12 protein-coding genes are annotated in these 12,233 nt (G+C 69.8%); 10 read left to right on the top strand and 2 right to left on the bottom strand.

Annotation, left to right across the window (positions count from 1 at the left end):
* Positions 1–18 precede the first annotated feature (18 nt).
* From fliG to MKK58_RS06845, 4 genes are all read left to right on the top strand, one after another.
* On the top strand, positions 19–1,071 hold the full coding sequence (gene fliG / locus MKK58_RS06860) for a flagellar motor switch protein FliG (RefSeq protein WP_243911353.1): 1,053 nt from the start codon (positions 19–21) through the stop codon (positions 1,069–1,071).
* Complete coding sequence (locus tag MKK58_RS06855; RefSeq protein ID WP_243911352.1) at positions 1,068–1,667, top strand: FliH/SctL family protein; 600 nt, start codon at positions 1,068–1,070, stop codon at positions 1,665–1,667. Before fliG ends, MKK58_RS06855 begins: the two co-directional genes overlap by 4 nt.
* A 24-nt stretch (positions 1,668–1,691) precedes the next feature.
* The gene (gene fliN, locus MKK58_RS06850; protein WP_243911351.1) at positions 1,692–2,036 is read left to right on the top strand and encodes a flagellar motor switch protein FliN; all 345 of its coding nucleotides are present in this window, start codon (positions 1,692–1,694) and stop codon (positions 2,034–2,036) included.
* A 68-nt stretch (positions 2,037–2,104) separates the two neighbouring features.
* Positions 2,105–3,472: a sigma-54 interaction domain-containing protein gene (locus tag MKK58_RS06845; RefSeq protein ID WP_243911350.1), complete on the top strand. Its 1,368-nt coding sequence runs from the start codon at positions 2,105–2,107 to the stop codon at positions 3,470–3,472.
* A gap of 39 nt (positions 3,473–3,511) precedes the next feature.
* On the opposite strand, the gene MKK58_RS06840 is transcribed toward MKK58_RS06845, so the two are convergent.
* Complete coding sequence (locus MKK58_RS06840; protein ID WP_243911349.1) at positions 3,512–3,778, bottom strand: hypothetical protein; 267 nt, start codon at positions 3,776–3,778, stop codon at positions 3,512–3,514.
* Between the two features lie 53 nt (positions 3,779–3,831).
* The gene (locus tag MKK58_RS06835) at positions 3,832–5,145 is read right to left on the bottom strand and encodes a capsule biosynthesis protein (RefSeq protein ID WP_243911348.1); all 1,314 of its coding nucleotides are present in this window, start codon (positions 5,143–5,145) and stop codon (positions 3,832–3,834) included.
* A gap of 256 nt (positions 5,146–5,401) precedes the next feature.
* On the opposite strand from MKK58_RS06835, the gene MKK58_RS06830 reads away from it, so the two are divergent.
* The 6 genes from MKK58_RS06830 to MKK58_RS06805 all read left to right on the top strand — a co-directional run bounded on the left by MKK58_RS06830 (position 5,402) and on the right by MKK58_RS06805 (position 12,209).
* Positions 5,402–5,731 (top strand): (2Fe-2S) ferredoxin domain-containing protein, encoded by a 330-nt coding sequence (locus MKK58_RS06830; RefSeq protein ID WP_243911347.1) that lies wholly within the window; start codon positions 5,402–5,404, stop codon positions 5,729–5,731.
* A gap of 93 nt (positions 5,732–5,824) precedes the next feature.
* Positions 5,825–6,904, top strand: coding sequence for a lysylphosphatidylglycerol synthase domain-containing protein (locus tag MKK58_RS06825; protein ID WP_243911346.1), 1,080 nt, complete (start codon positions 5,825–5,827; stop codon positions 6,902–6,904).
* 73 nt (positions 6,905–6,977) lie between these two features.
* Complete coding sequence (locus tag MKK58_RS06820) at positions 6,978–7,808, top strand: EamA family transporter (protein WP_243911486.1); 831 nt, start codon at positions 6,978–6,980, stop codon at positions 7,806–7,808.
* Positions 7,809–8,112: 304 nt separating this feature from the next.
* A complete protein-coding gene (locus MKK58_RS06815; protein WP_243911345.1) occupies positions 8,113–9,582 on the top strand; it encodes a Hint domain-containing protein in 1,470 nt (489 codons plus the stop codon).
* A 385-nt stretch (positions 9,583–9,967) separates the two neighbouring features.
* Complete coding sequence (locus tag MKK58_RS06810) at positions 9,968–10,246, top strand: hypothetical protein (protein WP_243911344.1); 279 nt, start codon at positions 9,968–9,970, stop codon at positions 10,244–10,246.
* Between the two features lie 304 nt (positions 10,247–10,550).
* Positions 10,551–12,209, top strand: coding sequence for a GAF domain-containing protein (locus tag MKK58_RS06805; protein WP_243911343.1), 1,659 nt, complete (start codon positions 10,551–10,553; stop codon positions 12,207–12,209).
* Positions 12,210–12,233 lie beyond the last annotated feature (24 nt).

Raw genomic sequence — 12,233 nt, 5'->3', positions numbered from 1 at the left:
CCGCGAGGCGTTGAGCCCATGTCGTCGGGACTGAACATCCAGGCCGAGCTCGCCAAGGGCAGCAGCGGCGCCTTCGGGGCCATGACGGGCGCCCAGCGCGCCGCCGCGCTCCTGCTGCTGCTCGGCGAGAGCGAGGGCGCGCCGATCTGGCAGATGCTCGACGAGGACGAGGTCAAGCTCGTCTCGCACGCCATGGTCCAGCTCGGCTCCCTGGAGGCCGAGACGGTCGAGAAGCTCATCGTCGACTTCGTCTCGCGCCTGTCCTCCGGCGGCGGCATCACCTCGAACTTCGAGCGCACGGAATCGCTCCTCCTGAAGATCTTCCCCACCGAGCAGGTCTCGGCGATCATGGCGGAGATCAAGGGCGCCTCGGGCAAGCGCGTCTGGGCGAGCCTGACCCAGATCGACCCCGAGATCCTGGCCTCGTTCCTGCGCAACGAGTACCCGCAGACCGTGGCGGTGGTGCTCTCCAAGGTGCGCTCGGACTACGCCGCCAAGGTGCTGACCATCCTGCCGGAGGAATTCGCCATCGACGTCCTCAACCGGATGCTCCGGATGGAGACGGTGCAGAAGGAGGCCCTGCGCCACATCGAGGAGACCCTGCGCGTCGAGTTCGTCTCCACCATCGCGCAGACCACCCGGCGCGACGCCCACGAACTGATGGCCGACGTCTTCAACGCCTTCGACCGGCAGACGGAGGGGCGGTTCCTTACGGCCCTCGACCAGGCCAACCGGGGCTCGGCCAAGAAGATCCGCCAGCTCATGTTCACCTTCGAGGACCTGCTCAAGCTCGATGCGGGCAGCGTCCAGACGCTGCTGCGCAAGGTCGACAACGAGACCCTGTGCCGGGCCCTCAAGGGTGCCGACGAGCGCGTGCGCGGCTTCTTCCTGAAGAACATGTCCACCCGGGCGGCCAAGAACATCACCGACGAGATGGGTTCGCTCGGGCCCATCCGCCTCAAGGACGTCGACGAGGCCCAGGCCAAGATGACCGAACTCGCCAAGGACCTGGCCGAGAAGGGCGAAATCATGATCGCCAAGTCGAGCGGCGAGGAGGAGCTGGTCTATTGAACGCGCGCCGGTTCCTCTTCGACACCGATTTCCGGCCCCGGCCGGACAACCCCGTCCAGGCGCAGGAGGCGGCCGCCCAGGCGGAGGCCGTGGCGCGGGCCGAGGCCGAGGCCTATGCGCGGGGCCTGCGCGAGGGCCAGGCCCTGGCCGAGCAGCAGGTCCAGGCCCGGCTCTCGGACGCCATCACCCGCCTCGGCCTCGCCGCCGCGGGGCTGATCGGCCAGTCCGACGCCCGGGACGCGGCCCGCGAGGACGAGGCGATGGACTTCGCCATCGCGCTGGCCCGCAGGATCGCCGGCGAGGCCCTCGACGCGCATCCGCTGGCCGCCATCGGCGACGCGGCGCGGGCCGCGCTCCAGCACCTGCGCGGCGTGCCCCACCTCGTCGTCCGGGTCCACGAGAGCCTCGTCGACGAAGCCGAGGCCCTGGTGAAGCGCCTGGCGCGCGAGCGCGGCTTCGAGGGCCGCCTCGTCGTCCTCGGCGAGCCCGACCTATCTCCGGGCGACGCCCGCATGGAATGGGCCGATGGCGGCGTCGTCCGCGACCGCGCCCGCATCGAGGGCGCCGTCCTGTCCGCCCTCGGCATCGTCGTCTGATCCCCGTAAACCCGCGAGCCCCCCATGTCCGACGATTTCAGCCTGCCCCAGCTCAACGGAACGGATGCCTCCTTCGACGGGCTCGGCACCGAGTCGATCCGCGAGGCCCCCACCACGCCGAAGAGCGCGGCCGACCTCGAGCAGGTCTTCGACGTGCCCGTGATGGTCTCGGCGGTGCTCGGCTCCTCGCGCATGCCGATCGGCGACCTGCTCCGGCTCCAGCCCGGCGCCGTGCTGGAACTCGACCGCAAGGTCGGCGAGGCCATCGACATCTACGTGAACAACCGCCTCGTGGCCCGCGGCGAGGTCGTGCTCGTCGAGGAACGCCTCGGCGTGACGATGACCGAGATCATCAAGAGCGACCACTGACCCCCCTTCACCCTGCCGGCTGCCGCGCGCGCCCTGCGCGAAGCCGACCCTGACGGAGACCTTCGTCCATGCGACTCCTCATCATCGGACGCCTCAACGGCGAACTGATCACCGCCTCGAAGATCGCCATGAACCGGGGCGCGGCCGTCACCAACGCCGAGAGCCTCGCCCAGGGGCTCGCGGTGCTGCGCGCCAAGGGCGCGGACCTCATCATGATCGATGTCAGCCTCGCGATCCGCGACCTCGTCACGGCGCTCGCCGACGAGCGCATCCGCACCCCCGTGATCGCCTGCGGGGTCGCCACCGACGCCAGGGCGGCGGTCGCGGCCATCGAGGCGGGGGCCCGGGAGTACATCCCCCTGCCGCCGGACCCGGAACTGATCGCCGCCGTGCTGCAGGCGGTCTCCGAGGATGGGCGCGCGTTCGTCTGGCGCGACGCCTCCATGGAACGGGTGGTCAAGCTCGCCGAGCAGGTGGCGCGCTCGGAGGCCTCCGTGCTCATCACCGGCGAGAGCGGCACCGGCAAGGAGGTGCTGGCCCGCCACGTCCACGGCAAGTCGAACCGGGCCAGCCGCCCCTTCGTCTCCGTGAACTGCGCCGCGATCCCCGAGGCGCTCCTCGAATCCGAGCTGTTCGGCCACGAGAAGGGCGCCTTCACGGGCGCCGTGGCCCGCCGCATCGGCCGCTTCGAGGAGGCCCATGGCGGAACCCTGCTCCTCGACGAGATCTCCGAGATGGACGTACGGCTGCAATCGAAGCTGCTGCGTGCTCTCCAAGAGCGGGTCATCGACCGGGTCGGCGGCACCGCGCCGGTCAAGGTCGACATCCGCGTGCTCGCCACCTCGAACCGCAACCTCGTAGAGGAGGTCCGAAAGGGCACGTTCCGCGAAGACCTGTATTACCGGCTGAACGTGGTGCACCTGCGCCTGCCCCCCTTGCGCGAGCGCCCCGGCGACATCCTCGAACTCGCCGGCCACTTCGCCCGCAAGTACGCCGAGGTGAACGGGATGCCGGTGCGGCCGCTGAGCGCCGAGGCGCAGGGGCTGGTGCGGGCCAACCCCTGGCGCGGCAACGTGCGCGAACTCGAGAACACCCTGCACCGGGCGGTGCTCCTCGCCTCGGGCCCGGAGATCGGCCCCGACGCGATCCTGACGCCGGAGGGGGACAGTATCGCGCCGGTCTCCGCCGGGCCGGCCGAGCGCGCGGCGCGCGTGGCCGAGGCCGCCACCCGCGGCCTCGTGGGTCAGACCGTGGCGCAGGTGGAATGCGACCTCATCCTCGACACCCTGGACCATTGCCTCGGCAACCGCACGCATGCGGCCAAGATCCTCGGCATCTCGATCCGGACCCTGCGCAACAAGCTCAACGAGTACGTGGATGCCGGCCTCTCCGTGGCCGAGCCCGGCAGCGCGCGGGCGGTGGCCGCCTACGGCTGAGGCGATCGGCGCCGGCACGGAGATCCGTCGCGCGGCGGGTCAGCGCTTCTCGGCACCCATCTGGGCCGAATGCGCCCGCTCCAGCTTCTCGAAGGAGAGAAACCGCGCGATGTCGGATTCGACGTCGCGGATCGTCTCCTCGACGAGGTGCTGCTGCAGGGCGATGCGCGGATCGTCGGGGGTCAGGCCGTCCCGGGTCTGAAGCCGTGCGACGGCCTGCTTCACGACGCCGTAGACCGCCTCGCGCTCGGTGCGGGACATCGCGGGGTTGACGGCGCGGGCGACGAGGTCGCTGAACTCGGACATGATCGGCAGGGCTCGGTGAGGCGGTCGGGCGTGAGGATCCGGGCGGACGGGACTCAGAGGCGCTGGTCGTTGATGCCCGCGATGATGAGGGCGATGGAACTCCAGGTCACAAGGCAGCAGAAGAACACCACCAGGATCGCGTGACCGCGCAGCGGATAGAGCGAGTCGCCCGGCAACGCCGGCTCCACGAAGGTCGCGAGGAAGATCTGCTGCTTGCCGGCCGCGATGCGGGCCCGGTCGACCATCAGGTTGGCCGATTCGTTGAGCTTGCCCGCGATGGTGCGCTCGACCTGGAGGCCCTCGAATTCCAGGAGCGCCTTCGTCATGTTGTTGGTGATGTCCGGCCCCGTGCTCGCCTCGGTGGTGAGCTGGTCAGTGAGCTTCTTGATCTGCTGGTCGAGGGCGGTCACCAGCGAAACCAGGTTCTGGACGCTGCGGGCCTTCTCGTCGAGATTCGAACCCCGCAGCACGACGAGGTCGGATTCCGCCTTCAGCCGCTCCTTGCGCAGGCCGCCGATCGTGGTGAGCACGGCCTCGGCGGTCTTGGCCGGATCGATGATGCCCCAGCGGTTGCGATAGGTCTGGAGGGCCAGGTGGGCCTTGCGCAGGCGGTCCTGGGCTTTGGCGGCGTCCCCCTCGGCATGGGTGAGCATGTCGGCCTGGGCGCGCCGGGAGATGTCGTTGATAAGGCGCTCGCTGCGGGCGACCACGTCGCGGGCGATGACGAGGGCGTCCTCCGGTGTGAAGGCCCGCACGTTGAGGGTGATGATTCCCGAGATTGGTTCGATCCGGGTGGTGACGCGCTTGCGCCAGTACTTCACCAGTTCCTCGACCGGCTGGTTCGTGTCGTAGCGCTCCCAGAAATCCACGCCCGGGCGCGAGAACATGGTCGAGACCTTCAGGCTGGCCTCCACCGCGGAGACCAGGGTCTGGCTCTGGACGTAGTCCTTGACGATGAAGCTGTCCTGGCTGTTGTGCTTCTGGGCTAGGCCGGCGAAGCCCGCGCTGGCACTGTCTTCCATCGGCTCGACGTTGCCGCGCACGGCGAATTGCGCCGTGGCGATGTATTGGTCGCTGGCGAAGACGTAGAAGTAGAACGTCGCCATCAGGGTCGGCAGCAGCACGAAGATCGCGAACTGCTTGACCACGCCGCCGATGATGTTCTGCGGACGGGACGGCGGACGGCGGATGCCCGGCAGCTGGCGCCAGTCGAGCCGCTCCCGCGCCCGGCGCAGGAGCGCGGGCAGCCTGACGGGTGCGACGGGGGTGACAGTCTCGGCGTTGCGCCGCAGATCCGGCACGGAGCGCAGCGCGAGGTCGATCATCCCGCGCACGCGGTCCGTCGGCTTGATCTCGTCGACCTTCATGGATTCCGGTTTCCAGGGGCTCGGCGCGGTCGGGTCACGGGTGGACATCCGGGGCGCGTGCGCCCCGCGACGGTGCAAATGGTCACGCCCGCGGAGCCCTCTCGACACGTTGCCGTTGTCCCCGGCAATCCCGTGTTTTTCGGCCCTTTTTAAGGCGTCGCTTTCCCCGTATCGGATCGGCGCGACCGGGTAAGCGAAGTCTGGGGGGTTCATGGACAGCAAGGACGGGACCGCGCCGAGGCCGGCACGGATCCGCATGGCCCGCGCCGGGTTCTCCGAACTCGTGCTCGTCTGCACGAAGTGCGTCAAGCGCCAGGGCCTGAAGAAGGGCGCCCTGCGCTCACGCATCAAGCGCGAACTGAAGGGCAGGACCATGCCCGGCAAGCCGCGGGTGGTCGAGGTCGGCTGCCTCGGGCCCTGCCCGAAGCGGGCGCTCGCCGTCGCCACCGCCGACAGCCTGGCCAAGCAGCGCATCCACCTTCTGGACCCCGCCGCCACCCCGGCCCAGGCGGTCGACGCGCTCTTCCCCGATTTCGGCCCCAAAGGAAGCCTAACCGGAGACCTCACCCGCATGCGGGAGCCGTGAGGCGCCCGCGTTCCGAACGAGCGCGCGCCCGCCGCGCGCCCCGCTTCCCTCACCGGCGCGCCCGGCGCGCCCGGCCAGCCGCGAGCCAGCCGCTTGACCGATCCCGCCCTCGATACGGACCGACCACGTCCGGCGCGCACCCTCGGCCGCGCCGTCCTGCGGCGTCTGCCGCTCGCCGGCACGCTGCTGGGGCTCGCCCTGGGCACGTGGCTCGTGGCCACCAACGATCTCGGTGCGATCGCGGATGCCTTCGGCCGCGTCGGCGCCCTGGGCCTCGCCGCCATCGTGCTGGTGCGCGTCCTCATCCTCATCCTCTGCGGCATGGCCTGGGGCCAGGCGATCCGGGGGCTCGCGGGGATCGGGCAGGCCGGGTCCGGTGCCTTCGCGGTCCTGCGCTTCGTGCGCGAGGGCATCAATGTTCTCTTGCCGGTCGCCTCGGTCGGCGGTGACGTCGTCGGCGGACGCCTGCTGACTTTCTGGGGGGCCACGGGGGCCCTGGCGGCGGCCTCCATCATGGTCGACATGCTGTTCCAGGCCGGCACGCAGGCGGTCTTCGCCCTGCTGGGCGTCGGCCTGCTGCTCCAGGTCGGCGGTGAATCGGCCCACGCCCTCGCAACCTGGGTGCTGCGGGCACTCGCGGTTACCGCGCTCCTCCTCGCCGGGTTCGTGGCCGCCCAGCGCAGCCCGGCGGCGCGGGCGGCCGCGCGGCGCGTCGTGGCCTGGGGCCGCCGGGCCCTGCGCGGACCCGAGGCCGCCGATTCGCCGGAAGGCGGTGGCGTCTACGGCGCCCTCGACGCGATCTGGGACCCCGCGCGCCGGGGCAACCTGGCGGCCGCGATCCTGCTCCACCTGGCGGCTTGGCTCATCGGCGCGGTGGAGATCGGCATCGCGCTCGCCTGCATCGGCGTCCCCTCGGTGGGCGTCGCCGAGATCCTCATCATCGAGGCGCTGAGCCAGGCCATCAAGTCGGCGGCCTTTCCGGTGCCGAGCGGCCTCGGCGTGCAGGAGGGCGGGTTCGTGCTCCTCGGCGGGCTGTTCGGCATCGATGCGGGCACCGCGCTGGCGCTCTCGCTGGTCAAGCGGGTGCCGGACGTGGTGCTGGGCCTGCCCGCCCTGATCCTTTGGCAGACGCTGGAGGCCCGCCGCGGCACCATCCTGCCGCCGCGCGCCTGAACACCCGCATGCGTGACCCGAGGGCAGGTCAGCGGTGAGGAGCCTCGCCCCGGTCGCGGCCCTCGTCGCCAGCATGGTCTCCCTCAGCGTCGGGACCTCGTTCGCCAAGCACCTGTTCGCCACGGTGGGCGCCGAGGGCACGACCGCCCTGCGGGTCGGCCTCGCGGCGCTGATCCTGGTCGCGGTCTGGCGCCCCTGGCACCTGCGGCCGAGCCGGGCGGATGCCGGCGCGCTCCTGCTCTACGGCGGCGTGCTCGGCGCGATGAACCTGCTCTTCTACCTGTCCCTGCGGACGATTCCCCTCGGCCTCGCCATCGCCATCGAGTTCTCCGGGCCCCTCACCCTGGCGCTGGCCGTCTCGCGACGGCCGATCGACTTCGTCTGGATCGCCTGCGCGGTGCTCGGCCTCGCGCTCCTCCTGCCGCTTGGGGGCCTCTCCGGCGGGCTCGATCCGGTCGGCGTGGCCTGTGCCCTCGGGGCCGCCCTGTGCTGGGCGCTCTACATCGTCTTCGGCCAGCGCGTCGGCCACCTTCATGGCGGCCGCTCCGTCGCCATCGGCATGTCGGTGGCCGCCCTGGTGGTGCTGCCCTTCGGGATCGCGCGCGCGGGCGCCGCCCTCCTCGATCCCGCGACCCTCGCTTTCGGCCTCGCCGTCGCGGCCCTGTCGAGCGCCCTGCCCTACTCCCTGGAGATGGTGGCGCTGAAGCGCCTGCCGAAGCAGAGCTTCGGTGTTCTCCTCAGCCTGGAACCGGCTATCGGCTCGCTGGCCGGCCTCGCCATCCTCGGCGAGCGCCTGAGCGCCACGGAATGGTTCGCCATCGCCTGCATCGTCGTCGCCTCAGTGGGCAATACGGTCAGCACGCAGCGGCGGCGCCCCCTGGCCGCCCCGGTCCTGCCGGCCTGAAGCGGCCCCACGCCGGCAGTCGGGATAAAATGGCAATTCGATCGGGATTATCTTGCAGTCCGTTTGCCTAAATGGACCGAACAGGCTGCGTACTTATCCCGGAATTCTTGTATATCCGCAGATGCTTGTGGCCGACGCGCAACATTGCCTGAGAACAGTCGGGCCTGTCCCGTATATTCAGGGATTGGAGATGGGTGATCCATTGCTCGGGCCACCCGGGCGCGGCATTCTCCGGCTCAGGCGCAGATATGCGGCCAAAAACTCAAGATAAAAAAATCTCAGACCGCGTGTAGGGAGTCGTACGATGGCGATTACTTTCAACAACACCACCTATCCACCCGGCTTTCTCGGTATCGATGATGGTGGTGTTCCGGCTAACGGAACATTTCAGGTCGACTCGCCGTCGACCTATACTGTGCGGGTCAACGGCACGGTGAACCAGGCCGGCGACACGGTCACGATGACCTACGGCGCCGATGCACCGGCTGCCTACGCGAACCGCGCCGTCACCCTGACGGCCTCGTCCCTCGACAATTCGAACCAGATCCTCTTCACCAGCACCAGCATTCCGCCCGGCGAGGTCGATGCGGGCACCTACCGCTACCTCCTGTCGAACACGCAGGTCTATGGAAGCCCGCCCCCCGCCGGACAGACCCGGACGCGCTTCACCGCCGACACCGACAATAGCCTCAACAGCTACAACGTGGCGGCCGTGCCCTGCTTTGCCAGCGGCACGCTGATCCTGACGGATCGCGGCGAGGTCGCGGTGGAAGAACTCGCGGTCGGCGACACGGTGGTGACGGCCTCCGGCGCGCACCGGCCCATCGTGTGGATCGGCCAGCGCAGCATCGACTGCACCCGTCACCGCATCCCCGACGCCATCTGGCCCGTGCGCGTGCTCGCCGGCGCCTTCGGCGAAGACTTGCCCCGGCGCGACCTCTGGCTCTCGCCCGACCACGCGGTGCGCGTGAGCGTCCTCGACGAGGTCCTGATTCCGGTCAAGCACCTCGTCAACGACGCGACCATCACCCAGGTGAAGTCCGAGACGGTGACCTACTGGCACGTCGAACTCGACGCGCACGACATCCTCGTCGCCGAGGGCCTGCCGACCGAGAGCTTCCTCGACACGGGCGTGCGCAACGGTTTCGAGAATGCCGGCGCGTTCATGGCGCTGCACCCCGATTTCAGCCCGCTCTCCATGGACGGGTTCTGCCTGCCGCTGGTGCAGGAAGGCCCGATCGTCGATGCCGTGCGCGTCCGCCTGCTGGCCCGGGCCGCCGCCCTCGGCTGGACCCTGACGGATACCGATGACCTGCACGTCATGGCCGACGGCGTTGCGATCCAGCCCGAGCGTGACGGGGCCGTCGCTCGCTTCGCAATCCCGGCTGGCACGGTCGAGGCCCGCCTCGTCTCGCGCAGCTTCGTGCCGGAGCGCGTGCGGGTGGGGGCCGGTGACGGCCGCCGCCTCGGCCTGCCCCTGCGCGGCCTCTCGGCCGTCGACGGCGCCGGCGTCGTCCGCAGCCTGCCGATCGACCATGCGCTGCTGACGGACGGCTACTCCTTCGTGCAGACCGCCGAGGGCGATGCCTGGCGCTGGACGGACGGCAACGCCACGCTCCCGGCAGCGCTCTGGGCCGGCACCACGGAGGCGGTGACGCTCAGCGTGGAAATCGCCGCCGATCGCGGGACCCTGCTGGCCTGGCAGGCCCCGTCCACGGTCGACGCGACCGCCGGAGCGGTCGACGCCTCCGCGGACACGGAGCGCGCCGCCTAAGCGACCCGTCGGACCACCGACACAACGACCCGGCCCGCCGTTCCGGCGGCCGGGTCCCAGACCTGACCGGCGCCCGCGATCCTCCGATCGTGGGCGCCGTTCCGCTTCGGGCGGATGATGGTGGGGAGATCGGGCGCAGCCTCCGAGATTGCACGAAACGGCAACGTGTCCGAGATCGCCCGAGGGCGAGTAAAAGCGCGATTGCCATGAACGCATGGCTCTGCAAACGAGATGGGTGTTCCGTGACAGGGTTTCTGACTGCCTCACAACCCAACTCCAGCGAGGTTGCATATTCACTGCGGAGAGAACAGGTCCACGACCGCGGGTTGTGCTTTCTCGCCGAGATGAAGACAGGCCCGAAGCGGCCTGTGTTTGCGAGAGCGAAATGATGAGCGATGCAAAGGCCCGCTGGGACAGTCTCAAGGCCGAACTCTCAATCCCGCCTAGTGCGACAGATCCGGAGCGCGGCGAGCGTATTGAGCGGGCGATGGAACCTGCTTACGCCTTGTTGAAGGCTTTCGAGCGAGGGCGGGACCACCACCCGTTCGTCTCGGAGGCTCCGTGCCCCATCTGCGAGATCGGCATCGTCAAGTATTGGCGAAAAGCGCCGCTGATCGGACAGATGGCGTGCAATACGCCTGAGTGCATCTCCCTGAATCTTTGAGCGAGGGGCCGCTGTCCATCGAAGGCATGTAAGGACGCTGAAGCCATGGAGGATCTTCTAAAAAACTGCGTGGGCGGCTCCGCGAACCGAAGCTTCACTCGGCTGCACCCACTCTGTGCGCCTGTGCATATCAGCTGGGTGAAAGATAGCTCTTCGGTCTCGGGGAACGCTTCCGCCTTCTCGCGGTGTAGTCACCACGTTCCAGCAACGATGCGACAGCAGGGCCCGTCCGGGACCGTTCGAGCCGAGTGACAGGGAAGAAAACGGGAGATATAACGGCGAACCGTTGGGGAAAGTTCCCATCATGAGCTACCATCTCGACCAGGGCATCAGGCCGGATACATCCGACGCGGTGCGGCTCGACGAACTGGCCGGGCTCCAGATCCTCGACACCCCTCCGGAGCAGGCCTACGACGACGTCGTTCAACTGGCCCGGCTTCTCTGCGGGGCCCCGGTCGCTCTGGTCAGCCTCGTCGACGGCAACCGGCAATGGTTCAAGGCGCGCGCCGGCTTCCCGCCCTGCGAGACGGATCTGAGTGCATCCGTCTGCGTCTATGCCCTGAGCGAGCCCGACCTCCTCGTCATCCCCGATCTGGCACGCGATCCCCGTACCCGCCGGAACCCCCTGGTGACGGGCGAGCCGCATATCCGCTTCTATGCCGGGGCGCCCCTGCGGATGCCGAGTGGCCAGGTGCTCGGCAGCCTGTGCGTGCTCGACCATCAGCCGCGCCCGGACGGGCTGACGGACGATCAGGCGGACGGGCTCCGCCGCCTCGGGCGGCAGGTCACGACCCTGCTGAGCGAGCGTCAGCAGATCGCCCGGGTCAAGGCCGAGGAGATCTACGCCCGCGCGGCCTCACTTCGGCGCGCCGCCCTGATCGAACTCGGGGATTTCCTGCGCCACGAATCGTCGATCCCCGCCATGACCCACCGGGCGGCGGAGATCGTGGGCCGGACCCTGGATGCGAACCGGGCCGGCTACGGCGAACTCGACGCCGCCGGCACTCACGTCATCATCCATCGCGACTGGACGACCCCCGGCTCGGAGAGCCTCGTGGGGCGCCACCGCTTCCTCAACCACGAGACCCTGGGTCCCGACCTCTCGCGGGGGGAGACCCTGGTGGTCGACGCCCTGGCGGACGACCCCCGCACCCTCGATACCGCCGCCCACGCGGCCCGTATGAGCGTCGGCGCCATGCTGAACGTGCCCGTGCCCGTGCGCGAGCGCGAGCGCAACGTCGGACTGTTCTTCGTGCACAGCGCTGCCCCACGCGCGTGGCGCCCCGAGGAGGTCGCCTTCGTCCGCAACGTCGCGGACCGCGTTCAGGTCGGCATCGCGCGGCTGCGCGCCGAGGAGCAGCAGGCGGTGCTCAACCGCGAGCTCAGCCACCGCATGAAGAACATGCTGGCCATGGTCCAGGCCATCGCCACTCAGACCCTGCGCACCGCGCCCGACCTCGAGACGGCCCGGGACGTCCTGGCCGACCGGCTGATCGCCATGGGCAAGGCCCACGACCTGCTGCTCGCCGGCACCCGGGAGAGCGCCGGCATCGAGGCCGTCATCCGGGGCGCCCTCGCGATTCACGACGATGCCCGCTCGGAACGCCTGCGGCGCGAGGGCCCTGCCATCCAGGTCGGCTCCCAGGCCGCCCTGTCGCTCGCCCTGATGATCCACGAACTCGGGACGAACGCCGCCAAGTACGGGGCCCTGTCCTGCCCCACCGGCACCGTCACCGTCGCCTGGTCCATCGACGAGAGCGGCCCCGAGGCGATGCTGACCCTGCGCTGGACCGAGCGCGGCGGCCCGGCGGTCGCCACCCCCACGCACCGGGGGTTCGGAAGCCGGCTGATCGAGCGGGGCCTGGCCGGCGCGGTGGGGGGCACGGTGCGCACCACCTACGCGGAAGCGGGCCTCGTCTGCGAACTCACCGCGCCCCTGCGCGGGATCGGCGCGGAGGAATAGGCCGGCAGACCGAAGCAATCCGCC

The sequence above is a fragment of the Methylobacterium sp. J-078 genome (assembly GCF_022829285.1).
Classification (GTDB): domain Bacteria; phylum Pseudomonadota; class Alphaproteobacteria; order Rhizobiales; family Beijerinckiaceae; genus Methylobacterium.
Note: the sequence above shows the minus strand (reverse complement) of the source record. Positions and strands in the feature narration are given on the sequence as shown.

Excerpts from the sequence above, each read along its gene's own strand:
- MKK58_RS06845 (WP_243911350.1), top strand. The coding sequence starts at position 2,105 with ATGCGACTCCTCATCATCGGACGCCTCAACGGCGAACTGATCACCGCC.
- fliN (WP_243911351.1), top strand. The coding sequence starts at position 1,692 with ATGTCCGACGATTTCAGCCTGCCCCAGCTCAACGGAACGGATGCCTCC.
- MKK58_RS06815 (WP_243911345.1), top strand. The coding sequence starts at position 8,113 with ATGGCGATTACTTTCAACAACACCACCTATCCACCCGGCTTTCTCGGT.
- MKK58_RS06830 (WP_243911347.1), top strand. The coding sequence starts at position 5,402 with ATGGCCCGCGCCGGGTTCTCCGAACTCGTGCTCGTCTGCACGAAGTGC.
- MKK58_RS06835 (WP_243911348.1), bottom strand. The coding sequence starts at position 5,145 with ATGAAGGTCGACGAGATCAAGCCGACGGACCGCGTGCGCGGGATGATC.
- MKK58_RS06820 (WP_243911486.1), top strand. The coding sequence starts at position 6,978 with ATGGTCTCCCTCAGCGTCGGGACCTCGTTCGCCAAGCACCTGTTCGCC.
- fliG (WP_243911353.1), top strand. The coding sequence starts at position 19 with ATGTCGTCGGGACTGAACATCCAGGCCGAGCTCGCCAAGGGCAGCAGC.
- MKK58_RS06840 (WP_243911349.1), bottom strand. The coding sequence starts at position 3,778 with ATGTCCGAGTTCAGCGACCTCGTCGCCCGCGCCGTCAACCCCGCGATG.
- MKK58_RS06805 (WP_243911343.1), top strand. The coding sequence starts at position 10,551 with ATGAGCTACCATCTCGACCAGGGCATCAGGCCGGATACATCCGACGCG.
- MKK58_RS06810 (WP_243911344.1), top strand. The coding sequence starts at position 9,968 with ATGATGAGCGATGCAAAGGCCCGCTGGGACAGTCTCAAGGCCGAACTC.